The following is a 24,632-nucleotide window of genomic DNA, read 5'->3' on the forward strand; positions in this document are numbered from 1 at the left end:
CGGCTGGCCGTTCACCGGGGAGGTGTTGGTGAAGTATTCACCCTTGACCGGAGGAACGAACTCACCGCCGATGTAGTTGCCATAGCGGCTCTTGAAGGAAATTTTCGCGCCGTCGGTACCCGGATGTGCGTAACGCATGGTGTGTCTCCTGGCTCTAGCTTGTAGGGGTTGCGAGTGTCGTGTCGTTAGGTACCGCTCAACAGGCTTGCGGTGTTTCACCCCGGGCCAGACGCTGGTTGATGTCATCGATCACCGCCGGCAGGTCCGCGATGGTGTCGATCAGGTAATGCGGGCGGGACGGCTCGAACATCTTGACAATGCGCGCGCGTTCCTCGGCCAGTTTGTCCGCTGGCAACGACTTGTAAGCCGGGTAAGGCAAGCCCAGAGCGTTGCCCGAGCAGGTCAGGGCCACGGTCCACATGCCGGCGCGACGACCTTCGAGGATGCCCGGCCAGGTGTCGTCGACCTTGACGCAGGCGGCGACGTCATCGATGCCCAAGGCGATCACATTGGCCAGTGCCTGGGCCGGCCATGGACGACCGTTGGGGGTCTCGTCGGTGGCCACCACGTGATCGGCGACGTAGCCGTTGTGCTTGGCAAGCTCCACCACTTTGTCCATCACCACTTTCGGGTAACCGGAGCAGGAGCCGACCTTGAGCCCCTTGTCGCGCACCGCAGCGATGGCCTCCAGGGCTCCCGGGATCAACGCCGAGTGCACAGCGATCTTCTCGATCTGCAAAGGCATGAAGCGCTCGTAGATAGCGGTGACATCGTCATCGGTCGGGGTGCGGCCGAACACCTTGCGGTAGCGCTCGGCAATCTCGGGCACATCGCACAGGGTACGGATATGGTCCCACTTGCCCATGCCCATCGGGCCGCGGGCTTCTTCCAGGGAAACGCTCACGCCGAACTCGGCGAACGCTTCGACGAAAATCTGGGTGGGCGCGAACGAGCCGAAATCGACGACGGTACCGGCCCAGTCGAGAATTGCGGCTTGCAGCGAGGAAGGCTGTTCGTAGTGCATCGTGATGGCTCCAGAAATCGCTAATAAGCACCCGGACTCCGCGCGCGGAATCCGGCTCAACGGTAAGGGGGAGCGTCGAGGCGACAAGGCCTGCCGCCTCGACAGGACCGACTCAGGCGGCTGGGCGCTGCATGTCCACGTCCATCAACAAAAGGGTGTCGGCGATGGCGCGCAGCAGTTGGTGAACGATGTGTTCGTCGATCTGGCCGATGCAACCGATGCGGAAGCTTTCGGCCACGGTCAGCTTGCCTGGGTAGATGATGAACTGACGGGCCTTGAGCTCGTCGTAGAAGCGCTTGAAGTCGAAGTTCGGATGTTCGGGGCTGAAGAACGTGGTGATGATCGGCGACAGCCAGCAGTCTTCCAGCAGGGTCTTGAAGCCCAGCTCGCGCATGCCGGCCACCAGCACATCGCGATTGCGGGTGTAGCGCGCCTGCCGGCCCGCCACGCCGCCTTCGGCACGGTGCTGCTCCAAGGCCTTGTGGAAGGCCACCACGCTGTGGGTCGGCGGAGTGAAGCGCCATTGCCCGGTGCGCTCCATGTAGGCCCACTGTTCGAACAGGTCTAGGCTCAGGGAGTTGGCGCGGCCCTTGGCGGCCTCCAGCACACTGCGGCGGATGATCACGAAGCCAAAGCCCGGGATGCCTTCGATGCATTTGTTGGCCGAGGACACCAGCACGTCGAAGGCGATGTCCTGAACGGTCAGGGGCACGGCGCCGAAGGAGCTCATGGCATCGACGATCAGGCTCTTGCCGTGGGCCTTGACCACATCGGCGATGGCGCGCAGCGGGTTGAGGATGCCGGAGCTGGTTTCGCAGTGGACGATGAAGACGTTGGTGACGTCCGGGTTGGCCTTGAGCAGCGCATCGACTTCATCAGGCTCGGGCGGTAGGTAGTCGCCTTTGTCCAGGGTGATGTAGGCGCGATTGAGGTATTCGAGGGTCTTGCTGGCGCGCTGGCCGTAGGCGCCATTCATCAGTACCAGGGCCTTGCCGTCCTTGGGGATGGCCGTGGCCAGGGCGGCCTCCACCGAGTAGCTGCCGCTGCCTTGCAGCGGGACGCAGGCAAAACTGTCATCCTCCACGCCGGCCATGCTCAGCAACTGCTGGCGAACCTCGGCCGTGACCCGATTGAAATCGCCATCCCATGAGCCCCAGTCGCGCAGCATGGCCTCCTTGGTGGCCTTGGAGGTGGTGAGCGGGCCAGGGGTCAGCAGATAGGGCTCACCCAAGGCAGGCTGGGCAAGAGGGAGGGCTTCGGCTTTGGTCATGATCTTCTCCGGCGGTTTTGTTTTTGTGAAGGAGTGATGCATGAGGTGCATGGAAGCAATTCGCGCTAGATAAGAAAAATCGATTTATCGTATTTCACAAATAAGTCCTGTTTATTTGTAGCGATTTTGACTCGCCGCCAGGCCATGGACCGATCGCATTTCGCGATCATCGCCGGGCATATTCTCGATTGCTCCAAACACTCGTCTGCTGCAAGCTGCCCTGCCCTGTCTTTGTACCGAGGAGCCCGTACGTGTCCGCCTGGATTCCCACGCCGTTACGTCATTTGCGAAAGCGCCAGCGCGCCATGGCGCCCGCTGACAATGCGCTGCTGGCGTTTTTCCAGGACAAAGCTGACAGCCGCGGCTACCAACTGAGCGAAGGGCAGCGCCGTGTCATCCAGGCCATGGCCGATCAACTGGCCCTGCTGGAACAGGGCCAGGCGCGCAGCCTTTACCTGCATGGCTCGGTGGGACGCGGCAAGAGCTGGCTGCTCGACGGGTTCTTCGAGGCTGTGCCGATCGAGGCCAAGCGCCGCCTGCACTTTCATGATTTCTTCGCCCGTCTGCACCAAGGGATGCACCGCAACCGAGCGCTGGACGATGCCCTGGGCACAACGCTGAATGAATTGCTCGAACAGTGCCAGATACTGTGTTTCGACGAGTTCCACGTCCACGACATCGGCGATGCCATGCTCCTCACCCGCCTGTTCAACGCCCTGTTCGACCGGGGTGTATTCTTGCTGGTGACCTCGAATTACGCCCCCGAGGGCCTGCTGCCCAACCCGCTGTATCACGAGCGCTTCCTGCCGGTGATACGCCTGATCCGCAGCCGTATGCAGGTGCTGGAAGTGGGCGGCGACACGGATTTTCGCAGCCTGCCGGCCAACCGCGAGCAGCAACGCTTTACCCAAGGGCATTACCTGTGGCCAGGCGATGCCGACCAGCGCCAGGCCCTGGCGCTACCGGTCGCGCAGCCGATCTGCCTGGAAGTGAACAAACGCAACCTGCCCGCGCTGGCCAGCCAGGGACGCCAGGTGATGTTCGCCTTCGCGGACCTGTGCGAACGGGCCACGGCGGTGATCGACTATCTCGCACTGGCCGAGCGTTTCGACCAGTGGATCATCGATGGGCTGGATGACCTGTCCGAATGCTCGCTGGCGGCGCAGCAACGCTTCGTCAACCTGGTGGACGTGCTGTACGACCAGGACAAGACCGTGACAGTGATTGGCAAGCGGCCGCTGGCCCAGAGCCTGGGCGGATCGCTTGCCGACCTGATGCGCACCCGCAGTCGGCTGGGGCAGTTGCATCAGGTCGGGCCGATCTGACCCTGGTGCCCGGCGGGGCTGCTATGCAACCCATCGCCTGTAGGAGCGGCCTTGCGCCGCGAAAGGGCCGCATAGCGGCCCCCGGATCAGACCTGACGCGGCATCAACAAGCCCTCGGCAGATCCGCCAACACCTCTTCAATTTCAACGAGTACCGCCGGATCGTCCAGGGTCGAAGGCGGCACATAATCCTGCCCGTCAGCGATCTTGCGCAGCACCGCGCGCAGGATCTTGCCTGAACGCGTCTTGGGTAGCCGCTTGACCAGGCGCACGCGGTTGAAGCACGCCAAGGCGCCGATGTGCTCGCGCACGCTGGCCACCAGCTCCGCCTGCAACTGCTGCTCGCCAAGCCCCTCGCCGTCCTTGAGCACCACCAGCGCCAGCGGCACCTGGCCCTTGATCTCGTCATGGACACCGATCACCGCGCACTCGGCCACCGCAGGATGGCGGGCGACCAGGTCTTCCATCTCACCCGTGGACAGGCGGTGGCCAGAAACGTTTATCACATCGTCGGTGCGCCCCATGATGTAGACGAATCCGTCTTCATCCAGGTAGCCGCCGTCGCCGGTGTGGTAATAGCCCGGGTGCGGCTGCAGGTAAGCCTGCAGGTAACGTTCGTGGTCGCCCCACAGGGTCTGGCTGCAACCGGGCGGCAAGGGCAAGGCGATGACGATCGCGCCCTGCGCGTTCGGCCCCAAGGGTCGGCCCTCATCGTCGAGCACCTGCACGTTGTACCCCGGCACCGCGCGATTGCTCGAGCCCGGCCGCGCCGCACTGCCCTCCAGGCCCACGCAGGGCGCGGTGACCGGCCAACCGGTCTCGGTCTGCCACCAGTGGTCATGCACCGGTTTGCCGCTGACCCGCTCCAGCCATTGGTGGGTGCTCGAATCCAGCTTCTCGCCGGCCAGGAACAGTTGGCGCAGCGAACTCAGGTCGTGGCGACGGATCAGCTCGCCTTCGGGGTCTTCCTTGCGGATCGCCCGCATGGCGGTGGGGGCGCAGAACAGGCCATTGACCTGGTACTGCTCGACCACCCGCCAGTAGGCCGCAGCGTCCGGGGTACGAATGGGCTTGCCCTCGTAGAACACCGTGGTGCAGCCGTTCATCAAAGGCCCGTAGACGATCAGCGAGTGCCCGACCACCCAGCCCACATCAGAGATGCCCCACCACACATCGCCGGCCTGCATGCCGTAGATATGCCGCATGGCATAGCACAGGGCGACCGCGTTGCCGCCGTTCTCGCGCACGATGCCCTTGGGTTTCCCGGTGGTGCCAGAGGTGTACATGATGTACAGCGGATCACCCGCCTCCAGCGCCACAGGCGGTACCGGGTCGACCCCGGCCAGCGCCTGCTGCCAGTCCAGATCACGGCCCGCTTGCAGGCTGGCGAGGGCTTGCTGGCGCTGCAGCACCAGCACATGACGCGGCTGGTGCCTGGCCAGTTGCAGGGCGCGATCGACCAAGGGTTTGTATTCGATCACCCGGTCGAACTCCAGGCCGCAGGAGGCGGTGAGCAACAGCGTCGGACGGGCATCGTCGATGCGCAGGGCCAGCTCGTTGGCGGCAAAGCCACCGAACACCACCGAGTGCACGGCACCAATGCGCGCGCAGGCCAGCATGGCCATGGCGGCCTGGGGCACCATGGGCATGTAGATGATCACCCCATCGCCCTTGCCCACGCCCAGTTGCCTCAGCAGCCCAGCCAGGCGGGCCACTTCGTCACGCAACTGATGGTAGGTGAAGGTCTGCTGCACGCCGGTCACCGGCGAGTCGTAGATCAGCGCCAGTTGGTCGCCGCGGCCCTGCTCGATCTGGTGGTCAAGGGCCAGGTGGCAGCTGTTCAGCCGGCCATCGGCGAACCAACGGTGGGTGCCGTCAGGGTTCTCCTGCAGGGTCATTGAAGGCTTACGGTGCCAGGCCAAGTCTTCAGCCTGTTCGGCCCAGAAGGCGGCGGGATCGGCAATGGAGCGGGCGTAGCTGTGCTGGTAGGTCATGTCGATGTGCAACCCGGTACTTGTTGTTATTGAAGGGCGAATCTCGAGTATGGACCGGCACCCTGCGCTCGCCATCGGACTTAAGTCGCAACCGATATGCAAGATTGCACGGGGCTGTCGCCCCGCTGCATGGCAAAGGCCTAGAATAGGGCTCCCCGTCAGCCACCGAGCCGTCTCAATGGATATCGATCAGGCCCGTACCTTCCTGGAAATCGTGCGCTGCGGCAGCCTTGTCGCCGCCGCCGAACGCCTGTTCGTATCACAGACGGCCATCACCGCACGGGTGCAACGCCTGGAGCAGCAACTGGGCTGCCAGCTGTTCATCCGCAGCCGCAACGGCGCGACCCTCACCAGCGATGGCGAGGCGTTCGTCGTCTATGCCAACCAGATGGTACAGACCTGGGAGGCTGCCCGACGCGACCTGCCGCTGCCCCAGGGGTGCCAGCAGGTGCTGCATGTAGGCGGCGAGGTGAGCCTGGCCAACCCGATGATGCTCAGCTGGGTCAGCACCCTGCACCGCGAACTGCCCAGCCATGCCATCCGCAGTGAGGTGAGCGATGGCGAGTCGTTGCTGCGCAAGGTAGAAATGGGCTTGCTCGACGCGGCGCTGGTGTACCAGCCGACCTATGGCCCGGGGCTGCAGGTAGAGCAGTTGATGGAAGAAAAGCTGATCCGCGTGCGCCGGGTCGATCAGCCCGAGCCCTATATCTACATCGACTGGGGCGAGGCCTTTCGCCGCCAGCATGATGCCGCCCTGCCCGACTGCGCGCGCCCAGCGCTGAGCTTCAACCTAGGCCCGTTGGCGTTGCAGTTCATCCTCGAGCAAGGGGGCAGCGGCTACTTCCGTACGCGGGTGGTGCAGGCTTACCTGGAAAAAGGCGTGGTCGAACGGGTGCCACAGGCGCCGGAGTTCACCTACCCGACCTTCCTGGTCTACGCCCGCAAGCGCGACAGCGAGGCCTTGCAGCAAGCCTTCAGCGTGCTGCGCCGGCTGGTGGCCGCCGGCGACAGCGATTGGTCACAACGCTGGGACCCGATTATCTGAACGTTGCGCAGCGGCATTGAGCAGGTGCCGCTTCAGGCCGGCGATCAGATCGGTCTGGGTGATCACACCGACCAACTTGCCGTCCTCGAGCACCGGCAGGCAATGCAGGCCCTGCTCGCTCAGCAGCGGCAGCAGGCGATCGAGCGGATGCTGGCTGCTGACGCTGATGACCCGACGGCTCATCACCTGTTCCATGCGCACCACGGGACGACGAAATAGCCCACGCCAGCTGAAGCGCGCTCGGGCCATGGCCGGGCCGACCAGGTCGCTGAGGCTGACGATGCCCACCAGGCGAGCGCCTTCAAGTACCGGCAAGGTCTTGAGGTGGTGGTTGGAAAGCATCTTCCAGGCCTGCTCCAACGTGGTGGCCGGCGAGGCGAACTGCACGTCACGGGACATCACCGACGCCGCGGTGATACCACCCAAGCTACGTTGCAGGGCGTGCTGCTCGGTGGCCAGGATGATGCGCTCGAGCTCATCGCGCGTGACGTCGACGAACTCGCCCAACTCTTCCAGGGCGACATCCAGGTCTTCGCTGTTCACCCCTACCCGCTCGCTGGGCAGTGGGTCGTGAGTGTGGTGCAAGTCTTTGCGCGGCAAAGGTCCCTTGGGGTAGCGCACGCCGGTCAGGCGGTTGTAGAACACCGCCACGGTAACCAGGATCAAGGCATTGAGCACGATCGGCTCGAGCAGGTGATTGCCCAGCGCCGTCAGCCCCGGGTCGGCCAATACCGCACCTGCCGCCACCCCGCCACCGGGCGGGTGCAGGCAGCGCAACAGGCACATCACCACGATCGACAGGCCCAACGCGGTGGCAGCGACCCACAGCTCGGTGCCCAGGTAATGGCGCATCAACAGCCCGACGATGCAGGCCACGGCATAGCTGCCCAGCACGGGCCACGGCTGAGCCAAGGGCCCAGAATGCACCGCGAACACCAGCACCGCCGAGGCGGCCAGGGGGCCCAGCAAGTGCAGGGCGACCGAAGGGCCATAGGCCATGCTGACGAGGGTCCCGGCGAGCAGCAGGCCAAGCAGCGCGCCGATACCGGCACGCAGCCATTCTTTGGGAGGGATGTTCAGGGGCGCAGGCAACAAGCGCTGCAGACGGCTTTCGGGACGCGAGGCAGACATCGGGGCAGTCAATCGTGTTCTTCTGATTTAAAAAGAAAGCCCAGCCAAAGCAGCCTGGGCTTGTATTGCGAATGCAATAGCTTAATGGCTCCGTCCATGGAGATGGAAACACGAAGTTTCATGGCGGCGATTGTGCCGGGTGCGGTGGCCAGGGGGCCAATTCAAAAAAGTGCCGCTGAACTGCAATTTTTTTGCAGTGCCAGGCGCTGCGCTGACCTTGTGACAGTGGGTTTACTTGCAAATACAGGCCTGCGGCGATTCGCGTGGGAGCCTGCGATGGGTCGCAAAGCGGCCCCACTCCCCAGAGCCGATGATGAGTTAATCGAGGTGCGGCCTCATCAACGCCCCTTGCGCGGCAGCGAGATACTCACCCGCAAACCACCCAACGGGCTTTCCAGCAGCGCCAGCGTCCCCTCCCAGGCCTCGACGATATCGCGCACGATGCCCAGGCCCAGGCCATGCCCATCGACCTGCTCGTCCAGTCGCGAGCCCCGCTCCAGTACCTGCAGGCGCGCCGCTTCGGGAATGCCGGGGCCATCGTCGTCAACCCACAGCTGATAACCCTCGACTGTCGGCGCGATGCCCAGGCGCACCTCGCTGTCGGCCCATTTGCAGGCGTTGTCCAGCAAGTTGCCGAGCAGCTCCAGCAGGTCTTCGCGATCCCAAGGCAACAACAACCCCGCAGGCACGTCGCGCTCGAGCAGCAGCCCTTCGCCATGGATCATGCCCAGGGTGCCGAGCAAGCCCGGCAGCTCGGCATCACAGTCGAACTGTGCACCGGGCAGCGCATCACCGGCCAGACGCGCGCGGTTGAGCTCACGGGCCAGGCGTTGCTGGATCTGCTCGAGCTGCTCGCGCAGTTGGTCGCGCACTTCCGGCATGTCTTTCAGGCGCTCGCTGGCGGCCAGGCTCAGGAGCACCGCCAAAGGCGTTTTCAAGGCATGCCCCAGGTTGCCCAAGGCATTGCGCGAGCGACGCAGGCTGTCCTCGGTGTGCGCCAGCAGGTGATTGATCTGGTCCACCAACGGTTGCAGCTCACTGGGTACCTGGGCATCGAGTTGTGAGCGCTGGCCTTGCTGCAACTGAGCGATCTGCTGGCGTGCCCGCTCCAGGGGACGTAGCGAGCGGGTCACGGTCAGGCGCTGCAACACCAGCACCAGTACCAGCGCCACCAACCCCATGCCAAGACCGATCTGCTGCATGCGACGAAAGCCATCACGCACCGGGGAGTAATCCTGGGCCACACTGATCGAGATGTCCTGGCCCAGGCGCCGGTAGTCCGCACGCAAGGTCAGCAATTGCTGGCCCTCCGGCCCAAGTTCAAGGCCGTCCTCAAGCCCTGGAGCCGCAGGCTTGGGCATGTCCAGGTCCCACAGCGAGCGTGAGCGCCAAGTGCCCTGGTCGAAGTCGATGCGAAAGTAATAGCCCGAAAACGGGCGCTGATAGGCCGCCGATATGCGTCGCTCATCCAGCTGCAATCCCGACGGGCCGCGCACCAAGGCCACCAGCAGGTTCTCGCTTTCCTTGCGCAAGCCGGCTTCCAGGTAACGCTGCAAGCCGACCTCGAACAGCCACAGGCTCAGTTGGGCCAGGGCCAGGCCAACCACCACCAGCACGGCCACCAGGCCAAGGCTCAGGCGTGCCTGGATCGACCTCACGCCGCGCTCCCGGCATACACGTAACCCTGGCCGCGCCGCGTCTCGATCACGCTGCGGCCGAGCTTGCGACGCAGGTGGTTGACGTGCACTTCCAGCACGTTGGAGTCGCGCTCGGTCTCGCCGTCGTACAGGTGCTCGGCCAGGTGGCTCTTGGACAGCACCTGCTGCGGGTGCAGCATGAAATAGCGCAGCAGACGAAACTCCGCGGCCGTCAGCTGGATATCGACGCCTTCGCGGGTCACGCATTGACGGCCTTCATCCAGGTGCAGACCGGCCGCCTCCAGCGTCGGCTGGTTGGCCAGGCCCCGGGCCCGACGCAACAGCGACTGAATACGCAGTTGCAGTTCCTCGGGGTGGAACGGTTTGGTCAGGTAGTCGTCGGCACCGGCCTTGAGCCCTTCGATCCGTTCGGCCCAGGAGCCGCGCGCGGTGAGGATCAGCACCGGTGTGGCCAAGTTGGCGGCGCGCCACTGGCCCAATACTTCAAGCCCTGGCAGGCCGGGCAGACCCAGGTCAAGGATGATCAGGTCATAAGGTTCGCTCTGGCCCTGGTACACCGCATCACGGCCATCGGCCAGCCAGTCCACGGCATATCCCTGGCGCTGCAGGCCGGCGATCAATTCGTCGGCCAGAGGGACATTGTCCTCGACAAGCAGCAGGCGCATTCAGTCGTCTTCCTCGTCTTTGAGCAGCTCACCGGTACGCGCGTCGAGCTTGATCTCCCGGACCACGCCAGCCGGCGTCAGCAACTCGACCTCGTACGCGTAGCGGTCGTGTTTTTCCTCAAGCTCCGCCTCCAGCAAACGCGCCCCGGGATAGCGTCCCAGGGCGGATTCGAGCAGGTGTTCCAACGGTAGGATGATGCCCTTCTGGCGCAGCTCGAGGGCTTCATCCTGGTCCAGGTCACGGGCACCTGCCAGCGAACAGGCGGCCATCAGGGCCAGGGCCAGGTAGCGCGCCGTTCGCGGGAGTTCACGCATCAGTTGTCTCGTTCGTCCTTGAGGACTTCACCGGTCTTGGCGTCCAGGTCCACGTCCCACTCGACGTTCTGGGTATCGCGCAGCTCGACCTTGTAGATGTAGCGGCCGTATTCGTTTTCCAGCTCCGAATCGGTCACGGTGGCGCCTGGGTGCTTGGCCACGGCGGCGGCCTTGAGCTCGTCCAGGGACTTGATGGTCTTGGCGTTGACCAACTTCACCACTTCATCAGGTTGCACGTCCTTGGCGAAGGCGGCATTGGCACCGAAAGCGAGGGCGGCGGCAGTGAACAGGGCAGTCAAAGTTTTCATGGGTTCTCTCTCCATCGAGATCAGCAAGTTGTCTACGGGGTTAAGATTACCCCGCGGTCCTTAATCCAACCTGAAAACAGCAGGCGCCATGATAGCGCAGCTTGGGCGCCCGCTTCGCGGGTCTATCCGCGAAACGGCCGGCACGGACAATCCTCTCTATAATCACCCGCTTGTTGCCTGCGAGATCCGTCATGAGCGCCATCCACATCAAGTACCCTGCCCTGACCTTCAAGGCTGGCCAACGCGCCTTGCGCCAGATTCGCGAACGCGGCCTGCGCGCGGCTGATGTGGGCGTACTGCCAGGCGCCGCTGGCGGGCCCAAGCCTCTGGGCATCCAAGGGCTGGACCTGGCGCTGTTCGGGCAGTGGCTGCCCTCGGCTGCGCGCCAACGCGCGCTGATCGGCGCCTCGATCGGCGCCTGGCGCTTCGCCAGTGCCTGCCTAAACGATCCGGTCGATGGCCTGCGTCGCCTGGGTGAGCTGTACACCGAACAGGATTTTGCCAAGGGCGTGACGCCAACCCAGATCAGCCAAAGCTGCACGCGCATGCTCGATGAGCTGCTGCAAGGCCGCGACGGGCAGATCCTCGCCAACCCGCATTACCGCCTGAACATCTTGGTGGTCAAAAGCCACGGGCTGCTCGCCGACGACCATCGCGCTCGCCTGGGTGTGGGCTTGTCTTCGGTGATCGCCAACAACTTGCTCGGCCGGTCACGCCTGGCGCGGTACTTCGAGCGCGTCATCCTGCACGACGGGCGCGCCGCGCCGCCGCTGGACGCGCTGACCGATTTCCCGTCGCGCTGCCTGCCCCTGGACCTCGCCAACCTGCGCCATGCCCTGCTCGCCTCGGGCTCGATCCCCATGGTGATGGAAGGCGTGCGTGACATTCCCGGCGCAGGTGCCGGCACTTACCGCGACGGCGGCCTGCTCGACTATCACCTGGACCTGCCCTATCAGGGCGATGATCTGGTGCTCTACCCGCACTTCACCGACAAAGTGGTACCCGGCTGGTTCGACAAAGCCCTGCCCTGGCGCCGCGGCGATGCCAGGCGCCTGCACAATGTACTGTTGATGACGCCCTCACCCCAGTACCTGGCCGCACTGCCCTACGGCAAGCTGCCGGACCGCAACGACTTCAAGCGCTTCATGGGCGATGCGCCCGCACGCAAGCGCTACTGGTACAAAGCCATTGCCGAGAGCCAGCGCCTGGGTGATGAACTGCTGGAGCTGATCACCACCGGGCGGCTGCACGAACAGCTGCAAGCCTTGTAACGGGCATGCTGATAAACTGCACGCCAGCATTGTTTTCAAGAGTCTCTACAGCGTGGAAATTTTCAAGGAATTTACATTCGAATCGGCCCACCGCCTGCCCAACGTTCCCGTCGGGCACAAATGCGGTCGCCTGCACGGTCACTCGTTCAAGGTCGGCCTGCACCTGACCGGCCCGCTCGACCCTCACACCGGCTGGATCCGCGACTTCGCCGAGATCAAGGCGATCTTCAAGCCGATCTACGAGCAACTGGATCACAACTACTTGAACGACATTCCGGGCCTTGAGAACCCCACCAGCGAAGTGATCGCCAAGTGGATCTGGGACCAGGTCAAGCCTCTGCTGCCGGAGCTGTCGAAGGTCCGTATCCACGAAACCTGCACCAGCGGCTGCGAGTACAGCGGCGACTGACCTCGGTCAACCGGGCGCCTGCAGGGCGCCCATGGGCAAGGCGCTCGCTTAGCCCAGCGCCTGCTTGAGGAAGGACGGTGCGATGTAGCGCTGGTAATGCGCCTCCGACAGCAGGAAGAACTCCCGGTCAATGGCGTCGCGCAGCTGCGGCAGTTCCCAGTCGCGAAATTCCGGAAGCAGGGCCATGCCATAGGCTTCCAGATCCCGGATCATGCGCGCGCCTCGGGCGATCAACTGGTAGGCCCAGCAATATTCGGACTGGTGCGCCAGAAAGCGAATCGAACGCTGCTCCAGTTGCTGGCGCAGGCGTTCTTTGTCGAACACTTCCAGCTTGGCCATCATCACCTGCACCAGCAGTTGCTCCAGGCGCTGCCAGACGGCACGTTTTTCGTCCTCGTCGTAGCTGTTCCAGTGGATCACTTCGTGGTGGAAGCGCTTGCAGCCCCGGCAAACCAGGTCGCCATAGACCGTGGAGCAGAGCCCTACGCAAGGGGTTTTGATGGACTGGTTGGACATGTACAGACAACGGCCTGGCGGTGGAACACCTGGCAATGTTAGCCCTTTGTCTAACCAGGGTCACTCGTTAAAGTCGTGTGTGCCGCCTTACGTTCGCTCTTTTTTTGCCGTAGAATCACACCGCCTTTTCAAGGCACCAATGTCCGTTGGAAGCTGTTTTCAAAGCGTCACGAGCACAGTTCATCCGGTAGAACGGCGTTGGCCGGGGCATGCCACCGTGCATGGCCCGCGCCAGCCCTCATCAGCTCACCGTTCTACAGGCGTAAAACTTTGAAAGCAGCTTCTGTAAGGATTCTCTGCGACCCTGGCTGGGCGGCCCACAAAGCCGTCATTGCGCATGGGTGCAAAGAATGCTGGATGAGCGTCCCGGACTCCCCTTTAGGGACCACTGATGAGGGTAATAACTGTGCTTGAAGCCTACCGCAAACACATCGAAGAGCGTGCCGCCCTGGGCATCGTCCCCCAGCCGCTTAACGCCGAACAAACTGCAGGCCTGGTCGAGCTGCTGAAAAACCCGCCGGCCGGCGAAGAAGCCTTCCTCGTAGACCTGATCACCAACCGCGTTCCCCCAGGAGTCGACGAAGCCGCCTACGTCAAGGCCGCTTTCCTCTCCGCCATCGCCAAGGGCGAAGCCAAATCCCCGCTGATCGACCGCAAGCATGCCACCGAGCTGCTGGGCACCATGCAAGGCGGCTACAACATCGAGACGCTGGTCGCGCTGCTGGATGACGCCGAACTGGGCGCCGTCGCGGCCGAACAGCTCAAGCACACCCTGCTGATGTTCGATGCCTTCCACGACGTGGCTGAAAAAGCCAAGGCCGGCAATGTTCACGCCAAGGCCGTCCTGGACTCCTGGGCTGCTGGCGAGTGGTTCACCGCCCGCCCGGCAATCGCCGAAAAGTACACCCTGACCGTGTTCAAGGTGCCTGGCGAAACCAACACCGACGACCTGTCCCCTGCCCCGGACGCCTGGTCGCGCCCTGACATCCCGCTGCACGCCCTGGCCATGCTGAAAATGGCCCGTGACGGCATCGAGCCGGAGCAACCTGGCTCCGTCGGCCCGCTCAAGCAGATCGAAGCGGTCAAGGCCAAGGGCTTCCCGGTCGCCTACGTCGGTGACGTGGTCGGTACCGGTTCCTCGCGTAAATCGGCCACCAACTCGGTGCTGTGGTTCTTCGGCGACGACATCCCTTACGTGCCGAACAAGCGCGCCGGTGGCTTCTGCTTCGGCACCAAGATCGCCCCGATCTTCTACAACACCATGGAAGACGCCGGCGCCCTGCCGATCGAATTCGACTGCACCAACCTGGCCATGGGCGACGTCATCGACGTCTACCCGTTCAAAGGTGAAGTGCGCCGTCACGGCAGCGACGAGCTGGTCACCACCTTCGAGCTGAAAACCGAAGTCCTGCTGGACGAAGTCCGCGCTGGCGGCCGTATCCCGCTGATCGTCGGCCGTGGCCTGACCGAAAAAGCCCGTGCCGAATTGGGCCTGGGTGCTTCGGACCTGTTCAAGAAGCCAGAGCAGCCTGCCGACAGCGGCAAGGGCTTCACCCTGGCACAGAAGATGGTCGGTCGCGCCTGCGGGCTGCCGGAAGGCCAGGGCGTGCGCCCAGGTGCCTACTGCGAGCCGAAGATGACCACCGTCGGTTCCCAGGACACCACCGGCCCGATGACCCGCGACGAGCTCAAAGACCTCGCCTGCCTGGGCTTCTCCGCCGACCTGGTCATGCAGTCGTTCTGCCACACCGCTGCCTATCCGAAGCCGATCGACGTCAACACCCACCACACCCTGCCAGATTTCATCCGCACCCGTGGCGGCGTGTCCCTGCGTCCAGGCGACGGTATCATCCACAGCTGGCTGAACCGCATGCTGCTGCCTGACACCGTCGGCACCGGTGGCGACTCGCACACCCGCTTCCCGATCGGCATTTCCTTCCCGGCCGGTTCCGGCCTGGTCGCCTTCGCCGCTGCCACTGGCGTCATGCCGCTGGACATGCCGGAGTCGGTACTGGTTCGCTTCAAGGGCAAGCTGCAGCCTGGCATCACCCTGCGCGACCTGGTCCACGCCATCCCTTACTACGCCATCCAGCAAGGTCTGCTGACTGTCGAGAAGAAGGGCAAGAAGAACATCTTCTCCGGCCGCATCCTGGAGATCGAAGGCCTGAACGAGCTGACCGTCGAACAAGCCTTCGAGCTGTCCGACGCCTCGGCCGAGCGTTCCGCCGCCGGTTGCACCATCAAGCTGCCGGAAGAGTCGATCGCCGAGTACCTGAAGTCCAACATCACCCTGCTGCGCTGGATGATCAGCGAAGGCTACGGTGACGCCCGTACCCTGGAGCGCCGTGCCCAGGCGATGGAAGCCTGGCTGGCCAAGCCTCAGCTGCTGGCTGCCGACGCCGACGCCGAATACGCCGCCGTCATCGAGATCGACTTGGCCGACGTCAAGGAGCCTGTGCTCTGCGCGCCGAACGACCCGGACGACGCCCGTCTGCTGTCGACCGTTGCCGGCGACAAGATTGACGAAGTGTTCATCGGTTCGTGCATGACCAACATCGGCCACTTCCGCGCTGCCGGTAAGCTGCTGGACAAGGTCAAAGGTGGTATTCCAACCCGTCTGTGGCTGGCCCCGCCAACCAAGATGGACGCCCACCAGCTGACCGAAGAAGGCTACTACGGCATCTACGGCAAGGCCGGTGCGCGCATGGAAATGCCAGGCTGCTCGCTGTGCATGGGTAACCAGGCTCGCGTACAGACCGGTTCTACCGTGGTCTCCACCTCGACCCGTAACTTCCCGAACCGCCTGGGCGACGCCACCAACGTCTACCTGGCTTCGGCCGAACTGGCCGCGGTTGCCTCGATCATCGGCAAACTGCCGACCGTCGAAGAGTACCTGCAGTACGCCAAGGACATCGACAGCATGGCTGCCGACGTCTACCGCTACCTGAGCTTCGACCAGATCGCCGAGTTCCGCGAAGCGGCGGCCAACGCCAAGATCCCAGTGGTCCAGGCGTAATGAGCGGCAAGCTGTAAGCTACAAGCGGTAAGAAGAAGCCCCGGCAGAGATGCCGGGGCTTTTTTGTGGGCCTTGCATTCACTGTCTTGCCCTCTTGACGGGCTTACCCGCAAAGGGGCCGGCATGGCACGCTCAAATCACAAAGAGATCGACAAACCGCTGCACCGCCGTGCCTTCCAGCCTCGCCTGATCCTTGCACAAGGCAAAGATCTCGTCACAGCGCTGACGCACGAATCGCGTCGCCAGGTTCTCCCAGAACTTGGCCTCCAACAGTGGTATGCCCTCCCCGCGCCGCCGCCGGTGGCCGATCGGGTACTCCACCACCACCTGCGCGGTATGGGTCCCGTCCTTGAAGAACACTTGCAGGCTATTGGCAATCGAGCGTTTGTCGGCCTCCAGGTATTCACGGCTGAAACGTGGCTCTTCGACCACTTCCATCTTCTCGCGCAAACGATCGATGCTGGGATGTGCCGCGTGGAACGCATCCTCGTAATGCTCGGCCACGAGGTTGCCGAAGATCAGCGGCACCGCCGTCATGTACTGCAGGCAATGATCGCGGTCGGCAGCATTGGCCAACGGGCCGACCTTGGAGATGATGCGGATCGCCGACTCATTGGTGGCGATGACGATGCGATCGACTTCGTGCAGACGATTGCGTACCTGCGGGTGCAAGGTCACGGCCGCCTCGCAGGCCGTCTGTGCGTGGAACTCCGCCGGGAAGCTGATCTTGAACAGCACATTCTCCATCACATAGCTGCCAAACGCCTGCGGCAGGCGCAACGTGCGCTGGTCGGCAGGCTTGAGCGCCAGATCCTTGTTGGTATGGCTGAACGAGACATCGTAAAAACCCCATTGCGGCGCCGTGAGCACTCCGGGCACACCCATCTCGCCACGCAGGGCGATATCGGCCAGGCGTACACCTCGGCTGGAGGCATCGCCCGCCGCCCAGGACTTGCGTGAGCCGGCGTTAGGCGCATGACGGTAAGTGCGCAGTGCCTGGCCATCGACGAAAGCATGGGACAGGGCCGAAAGCAACTGCCCCCGGTTGGCCCCCATCAGTTTGGCGCACACCGCCGTGGAGGCGACCTTGACCAGCACCACGTGATCGAGACCAACGCGGTTGAAAGCATTTTCCAGGGCCAGCACCCCCTGGATCTCATGGGCCATGATCATGGCTTCGAGCACAGTGCGCATGGTCAATGGCGGCTCGCCATTGGCCACGCGCTTTTGCGATAGGTGGTCGGCGACCGCGAGAATGCCGCCCAGATTGTCAGAGGGATGAGCCCACTCGGCGGCCAGCCAGGTGTCGTTGTAGTCCAGCCAGCGCACGATACAACCGATGTCCCAGGCGGCCTTGACCGGGTCCAGCCGGTAGCTGGTGCCGGGCACCCGAGCGCCCTGGGGCACCACCGTGCCCTCGACCAAAGGGCCAAGGTGCTTGGTGCACTCGGGAAAACGCAACGCCAGCAAGCCACAGCCCAGGGTGTCCATCAGGCAGTTGCGGGCGGTGTCCAGGGCTTCGGCCGACTCGACCTGGTAATCGAGCACGTAGTCGGCGATGGTCTGCAGGACCCGGTCGTAGTCCGGGCGGTCGTTGAGGTCTACGTTGGCGCTCATTGTCTGCTCCCTTGGATAGGGGGCCGCTCTGCGGCCCCTCTCAACGCAAGCCGAGCGCCGATTGCGTGTTAGAAGCTATCGCCAGGCACGCGCACCCAGCCCTCCATCAACACGCGAGCACTACGGCTCATGATCGCTTTGGTCACGGTCCATTCACCGTCCACCTTGCGCGCCTCTGCCCCCACCCGCAAGGTCCCGGAGGGATGACCGAAACGCACGGCACTGCGCTCACCGCCGCCTGCGGCGAGGTTGACCAGCGTGCCTGGGATGGCCGCCGCCGTGCCGATCGCCACCGCTGCGGTGCCCATCATGGCGTGGTGCAGCTTGCCCATCGACAACGCACGCACCAGCAGGTCGACATCGCCTGCCTCGACAGCCTTGCCACTGGACGCGGTGTACGACACCGGCGGCGCGACGAAGGCGACCTTCGGCGTGTGCTGGCGCCCAGCCGCCTGGTCGACGTCTTCGATCAGCCCCATGCGCACGGCGCCATAGGCGCGGATGGTCTCGAAACGCGTCAGCGCGGCAGGGTCGCCGTTGATCGCGTCCTGCAGCTCAGTGCCGGTGTAACCAATGTCGGCGGCATTGACGAAGATGGTCGGGATCCCGGCATTGATCAAGGTCGCCTTGAAGGTCCCGACGCCCGGTACCTCCAGATCGTCCACCAGATTGCCGGTGGGGAACATCGCGCCACCCTCACCGTCTTCATCGGCGGCCGGATCGAGGAACTCCAACTGCACCTCGGCGGCCGGGAAGGTCACACCGTCGAGCTCGAAATCGCCGGTTTCCTGCACCTCACCTTCGGTGATCGGCACATGGGCGATGATGGTCTTGCCGATATTGGCCTGCCAGATGCGCACAGTGGCGACGCCGTTGCGCGGGATGCGCGCGGCATCCACCAGACCGGCGCTGATGGCGAAGGAGCCGACGGCGGCGGACAGGTTGCCGCAGTTGCCGCTCCAGTCGACGAACGCCTTGTCGATGGAGACCTGGCCGAACAGGTAGTCGACGTCATGCTCAGGGCGAGTGCTACGCGCGAGAATCACGGTCTTGCTGGTGCTGGAGGTAGCGCCGCCCATGCCGTCGATCTGCTTGCCGTAAGGATCGGGGCTACCGATCACCCGCAGCAGCAGCGCATCGCGCGCCGGGCCCGGTTGCTGGGCTCGCTCAGGAAGGTCTTGCAGGCGGAAGAACACGCCTTTGCTGGTGCCGCCACGGATGTACGTGGCGGGAATCTTTACTTGCGGTACATGTGCCATATTCGAATTCCTGTTTGCAGGACCCCGTCGGAGCACGTTCACTCGCGAAAGCGTGAGCACGAGCAACAGTGTTGCCTGATCGAACGCATTCGCGGGTAAACCCGCTCCCACAAGGACCGTGCTGCTCCTGTTTAGGCGGTCGCTTCCAGGAAGTCCTGGGCAAAGCGCTGCAGCACACCACCGGCCTCGTAGATCGACACCTCTTCGGCGGTATCCAGACGGCAGGTCACCGGCACCTCGAGACGCTCGCCATTACGACGGGTCACCACCAGGGTCAGGGTCGCGCGCGGAGTACGCGCTCCGAGCACGTCGTAGGTCTCGCTGCCATCCAGGTCCAGGGTCTTGCGGTTGGTACCCGGGAGGAACTCCAGCGGCAACACGCCCATGCCTACCAGGTTGGTACGGTGGATACGCTCGAAGCCTTCGGCGACGATCGCCTCGACCCCGGCCAGACGTACGCCCTTGGCCGCCCAGTCACGGGACGAGCCCTGGCCGTAGTCGGCGCCAGCGACGATGATCAGCGGCTGCTTGCGCTCCATGTAGGTCTCGATCGCTTCCCACATGCGAGTCACTTTGCCTTCCGGCTCGATGCGCGCCAGCGAGCCCTGCTTCACGCTGCCGTCTTCCTTGCGCACCATTTCGTTGAACAGCTTGGGGTTGGCGAAGGTGGCGCGCTGAGCGGTCAGGTGGTCACCACGGTGGGTGGCGTAGGAGTTGAAGTCCTCCTCCGGCAGGCCCATTTTCGCCAGGTACTCGCCCGCAGCGCTGTCGAGCATGATGGCGTTGGATGGCGACAGGTGGTCGGTGGTGATGTTGTCCGGCAGCACCGCCAGCGGGCGCATGCCACGCAGGGTACGCTCGCCAGCCAGGGCACCTTCCCAGTACGGCGGACGGCGGATGTAGGTGCTCATCGGACGCCAGTCGTACAGCGGCGCAACCTTCGGCCCGGTGTCCTGCTCGATGGCGAACATCGGGATGTAGACCTTGCGGAACTGCTCCGGCTTGACCGCCGCCTGGACCACGGCGTCGATTTCCGCATCGCTCGGCCAGATGTCCTTCAAGCGGATTTCCTTGCCATCAACCACGCCCAGCACGTCCTTCTCGATATCGAAGCGGATGGTGCCGGCGATGGCGTAGGCCACCACCAGAGGCGGGGACGCCAGGAAGGCCTGCTTGGCGTAAGGATGGATGCGCCCGTCGAAGTTACGGTTGCCCGACAGCACGGCGGTGGCGTACAGGTCGCGATCGATGATTTCCTGCTGGATCTTCGGATCGAGCGCGCCGGACATGCCGTTGCAGGTGGTGCAGGCGAAGGCGACGATGCCAAAGCCCAGTTGCTCCAGCTCCTTCTCGAGCCCGGCTTCTTCCAGGTACAACTGCACGGCCTTGGAGCCGGGTGCCAGAGAGGATTTGACCCACGGCTTACGCGCAAGGCCCAGCTTGTTGGCATTGCGCGCCAACAAGCCTGCAGCGATCACGTTGCGCGGGTTGCTGGTGTTGGTGCAACTGGTGATGGCAGCGATGATCACCGCACCGTCGGGCATCTGCCCGGGGACTTCCTCCCAAGCACCGGCGATCCCCTTGGCGGCCAGGTCGCTGGTAGCGACCCGGGCATGCGGGTTGGACGGGCCGGCCATGTTGCGCACCACGCTCGACAGGTCGAAGCTCAGTACACGCTCGTATTCGGCCTTGGCCAAAGTGTCGGCCCACAGGCCAGTGGCCTTGGCATAGGTTTCCACCAGCTTGACCTGCTGCTCTTCGCGGCCGGTCAGCTTGAGGTAATCGATGGTTTGCTGGTCGATGGCGAACATCGCCGCCGTCGCGCCGTACTCCGGTGCCATGTTGGAAATGGTGGCGCGATCCCCCAGGGTCAGCGCGCGGGCACCTTCGCCGTGGAATTCCAGATAGGCGCCGACCACTTTCTGCTTGCGCAGGAACTCGGTCAGGGCCAGTACCAGGTCAGTGGCGGTGATGTTCGGCTGCAGCTTGCCGGTCAGCTCGACGCCGACGATTTCCGGCAGGCGCATCCAGGAGGCGCGACCGAGCATGACGTTCTCGGCTTCCAGGCCACCGACACCGATGGCGATCACACCCAAGGCATCGACGTGCGGGGTGTGGCTGTCGGTACCGACGCAGGTGTCCGGGTAGGCCACGCCACGGTCGTTGTGAATGACCGGCGACATCTTCTCCAGGTTGATCTGGTGCATGATGCCGTTGCCCGGCTGGATCACGTCGACGTTCTTGAACGCTTTCTTGGTCCAGTTGATGAAGTGGAAACGGTCTTCGTTGCGGCGATCTTCGATGGCACGGTTCTTCTCGAACGCCTGCGGGTCGAAGCCACCGCATTCCACCGCCAGGGAGTGGTCGACGATCAATTGCACCGGCACCACCGGGTTGACCTGGGCCGGATCGCCGCCTTTGTCGGCAATGGCATCACGCAGGCCTGCCAGGTCGACCAGGGCGGTCTGCCCGAGAATGTCGTGGCAGACCACGCGCGCAGGGAACCATGGGAAGTCCAGATCGCGCTTGCGTTCGATCAGCTGTTCCAGGGAGGCGTTCAGGGTCGCCGGGTCGCAACGGCGCACCAGGTTCTCGGCGAGCACGCGGGATGTGTACGGCAGGCCATCGTAGGCGCCGGGCTTGATCGCTTCGACTGCCGCGCGGGCGTCGAAGTAGTCCAGGTCGGTGCCTGGCAGGTTCTTGCGAAATGCGGTGTTCATATCGTTATCAGGCTCGGTCACGGTTTACCTAAGCGGGCACCGCCCCAGCAGGAGCGGGCTTGCCCCACTCCTGCTGGGAACGCGCAGCGCCCTGTTTCAGCGCTGCTCGATCGGCACGAACTTGCGCTGCTCGACGCCGACATACTCGGCGCTCGGGCGGATGATGCGGTTGTTGGCGCGCTGCTCGAAGACATGCGCGGCCCAGCCGGTCAGGCGCGAGCAGACGAAGATCGGGGTGAACAGCTTGGTCGGGATACCCATGAAGTGGTACGCCGAGGCGTGGTAGAAGTCAGCGTTCGGGAACAGGCGTTTTTGCTCCCACATGGTCTTGTCGATTGCCTCGGAGACCGGGTACAGCACGGTATCACCCACCTCGTCAGCCAACTGCTTCGACCAGCCCTTGATCACCTCGTTACGCGGGTCGGACTCTTTGTAGATCGCATGACCGAAGCCCATGATCTTGTCCTTGCGCTCGAGCATGCGCAGCAGCTCGGCAACGGCCTCCTGCGGGCTCTGGAAGCGCTCGATCAGCTCCATGGCCGCTTCGTTGGCCCCCCCGTGCAGCGGGCCGCGCAGCGAACCGATGGCGGCGGTGATGCACGAATACAAGTCCGACAGGGTCGAGGCGCAGACGCGGGCAGTGAAGGTCGAGGCGTTGAATTCGTGCTCGGCGTAGAGGATCAGCGAGACGTTCATCACTTTGACGTGCAGCTCGCTCGGTTTCTTGCCGTGCAGCAGGTGCAGGAAGTGGCCACCCAGGGTGTCTTCGTCGCTGGTGCAGTCGATGCGCACGCCATGGTGGGTGAAGCGGTACCAGTAGCACATGATCGCCGGGAAGACGGCCAGCAGGCGGTCGGTCTTCTCGCGCTGGGCCTCGAAGGTCAGCTCAGGCTCCAGGGTCCCCAGCACCGAGCAACCAGTGCGCATCACGTCCATCGGGTGGGCATCGCGCGGGATGCGCTCGAGCACTTCCTTGAGGGCCTGAGGCAGGTCGCGCAGGCCTTTGAGCTTGCGTTTGTACTCGGCTACCTCTGCCTTGCTCGGCAGCTCGCCGTACAGCAGCAGATAGGCGACTTCTTCGAATTCGGCACCGGCGGCCAGGTCACGAACATCGTAGCCACGGTAGGTCAGACCAGCACCGGCCTGGCCAACGGTCGACAGCGCGGTCTGCCCGGCCACCTGGCCACGCAGGCCTGCACCGCTGAGTACTTTTGCTTCGGCCATGGGGTGTTCTCCTTTCTTGAATTTGTTATCGAAATCTTGCTGGCTAATTCGGTTGCCTGTACCGGCCTCTTCGCGGGTGAAACCCGCCCCTACGAGTCCGGCGCATCATTCATGCTTCAGCGAGTACTGTAGGAACGGGTTTACCCATGAACAGGCCACTCGCTCCTGCACAGGGCTCGAACCTTCAGCCTTTCTTCTGGGCGAACAGCGCATCGAGGCTTTGCTCGAAGGCGTGGTACCCGATGGCATCGTAGAGCTCCATGCGGGTCTGCATGGTATCGACAACATTCTTCTGGGTACCGTCGCGGCGCAGCGCGGTGTAGACGTTCTCAGCCGCCTTGTTCATGGCGCGGAAGGCCGACAGAGGGTATAGCACCAACGACACGTCGACCGAGGCCAGCTCTTCGGTGGTGTACAGCGGCGTAGCGCCGAACTCGGTAATGTTGGCCAGGATCGGTGCCTTCACACGATCGGCGAAGGTCTTGTACATCGAAAGCTCGGTGATCGCTTCCGGGAAGATCATGTCGGCACCGGCCTCGATGCAGGCTGCGGCGCGATCCAGCGCGGCGTTCAGGCCTTCGACTGCCAAGGCGTCGGTACGGGCCATGATCACGAAGCTGTCATCGGTACGGGCGTCCACCGCGGCCTTGATGCGGTCGACCATTTCCTGCTGGGTGACGATTTCCTTGTTGGGGCGATGGCCACAACGCTTGGCGCCGACCTGGTCTTCGATATGGATGGCCGCCGCGCCGAACTTGATCATCGAACGCACGGTACGGGCCACGTTGAAGGCCGAAGCCCCGAAACCGGTGTCGACATCCACCAGCAGCGGCAGGTCGCACACGTCGGTGATCCGGCGTACGTCGGTCAGCACGTCATCCAGGCCGCTGATGCCCAGGTCAGGCAGGCCCAGAGAGCCTGCGGCGACACCGCCACCAGAGAGGTAAATGGCCTTGAAGCCGGCACGCTTGGCCAGCAGGGCATGGTTGGCATTGATGGTCCCGACCACCTGCAACGGATGTTCGGCGGCGACCGCGTCGCGGAAACGTTGGCCGGGCGTGCTCTTCAAAGTCATGACTCACCTCGTGGGCTATTGTTGTCGGCGCCTTGGTAGTGACGCTCGATGTTGCGCTTGGACGCGCCGATGTGGCGACGCATCAGGAGTTCGGCCAGCTCGCCGTCACGGTCGGCGATGGCATCGAGGATACGGTGGTGTTCGGCAAACGCCTGGCGCGGGCGGTTGGGCGTCGCGGAGAACTGTATGCGGTACATGCGCACCAGTTGGTACAACTCGCCGCAGAGCATCTTGACCAGGGTCTGGTTGCCGCTGCCCTGGATGATCCGGTAGTGGAAGTCGAAGTCGCCTTCCTGCTGGTAGTAACCCACACCGGCCTGGAATGCCGCATCGCGCTCATGGGTATCCAGCACCCGGCGCAACTCGTCGATGTCGGCTAGGCTCATACGCTCGGCAGCCAGACGACAGGCCATGCCTTCGAGCGATTCGCGGATTTCGTACAGCTCGATCAGTTCGGCATGGTTGAGCGACACCACCCGAGCGCCCACATGAGGGACGCGCACCAGCAGGCGCTGCCCTTCCAGGCGGTGGATGGCCTCGCGCAGCGGACCACGGCTGATCCCGTAGGTGCGCGCCAGTTCCGGCTCGGAAATTTTGCTGCCCGGGGCGATCTCGCCTTTGACGATGGCCGCCTGGATCCGCCGGAAGACGTTCTCCGAGAGCGTTTCCGACTCATCCGACATAGACAGGAGCGCTTGGCTTGCATCCAACATATTGTCGACACCTTGCGTTTCAATAGCGCCAAAGCTAGCTAAACAGCGCAATGGAGTCAAAGACAAAATCAATATTGT

At 63.7% G+C, this 24,632-nt stretch carries 21 protein-coding genes; 5 read left to right on the top strand and 16 right to left on the bottom strand.

The window, feature by feature from the left end:
• The 3 genes from ACNFCH_RS18780 to ACNFCH_RS18790 all read right to left on the bottom strand — a co-directional run.
• A partial coding sequence (locus ACNFCH_RS18780) for a hypothetical protein (RefSeq protein WP_337160412.1) occupies positions 1-138 on the bottom strand: 138 nt, incomplete at its 3' end.
• Between the two features lie 58 nt (positions 139-196).
• Entirely contained in the window at positions 197-1,024 is an 828-nt protein-coding gene (phnX, locus tag ACNFCH_RS18785) for a phosphonoacetaldehyde hydrolase (protein WP_196165175.1), read from the bottom strand.
• A gap of 112 nt (positions 1,025-1,136) precedes the next feature.
• A complete protein-coding gene (locus tag ACNFCH_RS18790) occupies positions 1,137-2,294 on the bottom strand; it encodes a 2-aminoethylphosphonate--pyruvate transaminase (protein ID WP_416743289.1) in 1,158 nt (385 codons plus the stop codon).
• Between the two features lie 251 nt (positions 2,295-2,545).
• On the opposite strand from ACNFCH_RS18790, the gene zapE reads away from it, so the two are divergent.
• Positions 2,546-3,619 carry a cell division protein ZapE gene (gene zapE, locus ACNFCH_RS18795; protein ID WP_416743290.1) on the top strand — a complete coding sequence of 358 codons (1,074 nt, stop codon included), beginning with the start codon at positions 2,546-2,548 and terminating at the stop codon, positions 3,617-3,619.
• A 103-nt stretch (positions 3,620-3,722) separates the two neighbouring features.
• On the opposite strand, the gene ACNFCH_RS18800 is transcribed toward zapE, so the two are convergent.
• Positions 3,723-5,612 carry a propionyl-CoA synthetase gene (locus ACNFCH_RS18800; protein WP_416743291.1) on the bottom strand — a complete coding sequence of 630 codons (1,890 nt, stop codon included), beginning with the start codon at positions 5,610-5,612 and terminating at the stop codon, positions 3,723-3,725.
• Positions 5,613-5,790: 178 nt separating this feature from the next.
• Between ACNFCH_RS18800 and ACNFCH_RS18805 the strand changes: the two genes are divergently transcribed.
• On the top strand, positions 5,791-6,657 hold the full coding sequence (locus ACNFCH_RS18805) for a LysR family transcriptional regulator (protein WP_196165171.1): 867 nt from the start codon (positions 5,791-5,793) through the stop codon (positions 6,655-6,657).
• Here the strand turns inward: ACNFCH_RS18805 and ACNFCH_RS18810 are convergent.
• The 5 genes from ACNFCH_RS18810 to ACNFCH_RS18830 form a co-directional block, all read right to left on the bottom strand.
• Positions 6,631-7,788, bottom strand: coding sequence for an HPP family protein (locus ACNFCH_RS18810; protein ID WP_416743292.1), 1,158 nt, complete (start codon positions 7,786-7,788; stop codon positions 6,631-6,633). The genes ACNFCH_RS18805 and ACNFCH_RS18810 overlap by 27 nt on opposite strands.
• A 338-nt stretch (positions 7,789-8,126) precedes the next feature.
• Entirely contained in the window at positions 8,127-9,446 is a 1,320-nt protein-coding gene (locus ACNFCH_RS18815; protein WP_337160056.1) for a sensor histidine kinase, read from the bottom strand.
• Complete coding sequence (locus tag ACNFCH_RS18820) at positions 9,443-10,111, bottom strand: response regulator transcription factor (protein ID WP_196165168.1); 669 nt, start codon at positions 10,109-10,111, stop codon at positions 9,443-9,445. Before ACNFCH_RS18820 ends, ACNFCH_RS18815 begins: the two co-directional genes overlap by 4 nt.
• Entirely contained in the window at positions 10,112-10,426 is a 315-nt protein-coding gene (locus ACNFCH_RS18825) for a PepSY domain-containing protein (protein ID WP_070093959.1), read from the bottom strand. It lies immediately after the preceding gene.
• Entirely contained in the window at positions 10,426-10,734 is a 309-nt protein-coding gene (locus tag ACNFCH_RS18830; RefSeq protein ID WP_043213984.1) for a PepSY domain-containing protein, read from the bottom strand. The genes ACNFCH_RS18825 and ACNFCH_RS18830 overlap by 1 nt, the downstream gene beginning before the upstream one ends.
• Before the next feature lie 191 nt (positions 10,735-10,925).
• On the opposite strand from ACNFCH_RS18830, the gene ACNFCH_RS18835 reads away from it, so the two are divergent.
• Together ACNFCH_RS18835 and queD are read left to right on the top strand one after the other, a co-directional pair.
• Positions 10,926-12,005: a patatin-like phospholipase family protein gene (locus ACNFCH_RS18835; RefSeq protein WP_416743293.1), complete on the top strand. Its 1,080-nt coding sequence runs from the start codon at positions 10,926-10,928 to the stop codon at positions 12,003-12,005.
• Positions 12,006-12,057: 52 nt separating this feature from the next.
• Positions 12,058-12,414: a 6-carboxytetrahydropterin synthase QueD gene (queD, locus tag ACNFCH_RS18840; protein ID WP_416743294.1), complete on the top strand. Its 357-nt coding sequence runs from the start codon at positions 12,058-12,060 to the stop codon at positions 12,412-12,414.
• 48 nt (positions 12,415-12,462) lie between these two features.
• Here queD and ACNFCH_RS18845 read toward each other — a convergent pair whose 3' ends face one another.
• On the bottom strand, positions 12,463-12,930 hold the full coding sequence (locus ACNFCH_RS18845; RefSeq protein ID WP_196165165.1) for a DUF1289 domain-containing protein: 468 nt from the start codon (positions 12,928-12,930) through the stop codon (positions 12,463-12,465).
• 406 nt (positions 12,931-13,336) lie between these two features.
• Between ACNFCH_RS18845 and acnB the strand changes: the two genes are divergently transcribed.
• Entirely contained in the window at positions 13,337-15,946 is a 2,610-nt protein-coding gene (acnB, locus tag ACNFCH_RS18850) for a bifunctional aconitate hydratase 2/2-methylisocitrate dehydratase (RefSeq protein WP_070093964.1), read from the top strand.
• A gap of 132 nt (positions 15,947-16,078) precedes the next feature.
• On the opposite strand, the gene prpD is transcribed toward acnB, so the two are convergent.
• The 6 genes from prpD to ACNFCH_RS18880 form a co-directional block, all read right to left on the bottom strand.
• Positions 16,079-17,563, bottom strand: coding sequence for a 2-methylcitrate dehydratase (prpD, locus tag ACNFCH_RS18855; RefSeq protein ID WP_337160058.1), 1,485 nt, complete (start codon positions 17,561-17,563; stop codon positions 16,079-16,081).
• A 68-nt stretch (positions 17,564-17,631) separates the two neighbouring features.
• Positions 17,632-18,822, bottom strand: coding sequence for a 2-methylaconitate cis-trans isomerase PrpF (prpF, locus tag ACNFCH_RS18860; RefSeq protein WP_337160059.1), 1,191 nt, complete (start codon positions 18,820-18,822; stop codon positions 17,632-17,634).
• 131 nt (positions 18,823-18,953) lie between these two features.
• On the bottom strand, positions 18,954-21,542 hold the full coding sequence (acnD, locus tag ACNFCH_RS18865) for a Fe/S-dependent 2-methylisocitrate dehydratase AcnD (RefSeq protein ID WP_337160060.1): 2,589 nt from the start codon (positions 21,540-21,542) through the stop codon (positions 18,954-18,956).
• 96 nt (positions 21,543-21,638) lie between these two features.
• Positions 21,639-22,766 carry a bifunctional 2-methylcitrate synthase/citrate synthase gene (prpC, locus tag ACNFCH_RS18870; protein WP_337160061.1) on the bottom strand — a complete coding sequence of 376 codons (1,128 nt, stop codon included), beginning with the start codon at positions 22,764-22,766 and terminating at the stop codon, positions 21,639-21,641.
• A 184-nt stretch (positions 22,767-22,950) separates the two neighbouring features.
• The gene (gene prpB, locus ACNFCH_RS18875; protein ID WP_043214002.1) at positions 22,951-23,841 is read right to left on the bottom strand and encodes a methylisocitrate lyase; all 891 of its coding nucleotides are present in this window, start codon (positions 23,839-23,841) and stop codon (positions 22,951-22,953) included.
• Positions 23,838-24,554 carry a GntR family transcriptional regulator gene (locus ACNFCH_RS18880; protein ID WP_196165160.1) on the bottom strand — a complete coding sequence of 239 codons (717 nt, stop codon included), beginning with the start codon at positions 24,552-24,554 and terminating at the stop codon, positions 23,838-23,840. The genes prpB and ACNFCH_RS18880 overlap by 4 nt, the downstream gene beginning before the upstream one ends.
• Between the last annotated feature and the right edge of the window lie 78 nt (positions 24,555-24,632).

The sequence above is a fragment of the Pseudomonas sp. NY15354 genome (assembly GCF_048068075.1).
Taxonomy (GTDB): Bacteria; Pseudomonadota; Gammaproteobacteria; order Pseudomonadales; family Pseudomonadaceae; genus Aquipseudomonas; species Aquipseudomonas guariconensis_C.

Excerpts from the sequence above, each read along its gene's own strand:
- phnX (WP_196165175.1), bottom strand. The coding sequence starts at position 1,024 with ATGCACTACGAACAGCCTTCCTCGCTGCAAGCCGCAATTCTCGACTGG.
- ACNFCH_RS18790 (WP_416743289.1), bottom strand. The coding sequence starts at position 2,294 with ATGACCAAAGCCGAAGCCCTCCCTCTTGCCCAGCCTGCCTTGGGTGAG.
- ACNFCH_RS18800 (WP_416743291.1), bottom strand. The coding sequence starts at position 5,612 with ATGACCTACCAGCACAGCTACGCCCGCTCCATTGCCGATCCCGCCGCC.
- ACNFCH_RS18805 (WP_196165171.1), top strand. The coding sequence starts at position 5,791 with ATGGATATCGATCAGGCCCGTACCTTCCTGGAAATCGTGCGCTGCGGC.
- ACNFCH_RS18810 (WP_416743292.1), bottom strand. The coding sequence starts at position 7,788 with ATGTCTGCCTCGCGTCCCGAAAGCCGTCTGCAGCGCTTGTTGCCTGCG.
- ACNFCH_RS18820 (WP_196165168.1), bottom strand. The coding sequence starts at position 10,111 with ATGCGCCTGCTGCTTGTCGAGGACAATGTCCCTCTGGCCGACGAATTG.
- ACNFCH_RS18825 (WP_070093959.1), bottom strand. The coding sequence starts at position 10,426 with ATGCGTGAACTCCCGCGAACGGCGCGCTACCTGGCCCTGGCCCTGATG.
- ACNFCH_RS18830 (WP_043213984.1), bottom strand. The coding sequence starts at position 10,734 with ATGAAAACTTTGACTGCCCTGTTCACTGCCGCCGCCCTCGCTTTCGGT.
- ACNFCH_RS18835 (WP_416743293.1), top strand. The coding sequence starts at position 10,926 with ATGAGCGCCATCCACATCAAGTACCCTGCCCTGACCTTCAAGGCTGGC.
- ACNFCH_RS18845 (WP_196165165.1), bottom strand. The coding sequence starts at position 12,930 with ATGTCCAACCAGTCCATCAAAACCCCTTGCGTAGGGCTCTGCTCCACG.
- prpD (WP_337160058.1), bottom strand. The coding sequence starts at position 17,563 with ATGAGCGCCAACGTAGACCTCAACGACCGCCCGGACTACGACCGGGTC.
- prpF (WP_337160059.1), bottom strand. The coding sequence starts at position 18,822 with ATGGCACATGTACCGCAAGTAAAGATTCCCGCCACGTACATCCGTGGC.
- acnD (WP_337160060.1), bottom strand. The coding sequence starts at position 21,542 with ATGAACACCGCATTTCGCAAGAACCTGCCAGGCACCGACCTGGACTAC.
- prpC (WP_337160061.1), bottom strand. The coding sequence starts at position 22,766 with ATGGCCGAAGCAAAAGTACTCAGCGGTGCAGGCCTGCGTGGCCAGGTG.
- prpB (WP_043214002.1), bottom strand. The coding sequence starts at position 23,841 with ATGACTTTGAAGAGCACGCCCGGCCAACGTTTCCGCGACGCGGTCGCC.
- ACNFCH_RS18880 (WP_196165160.1), bottom strand. The coding sequence starts at position 24,554 with ATGTTGGATGCAAGCCAAGCGCTCCTGTCTATGTCGGATGAGTCGGAA.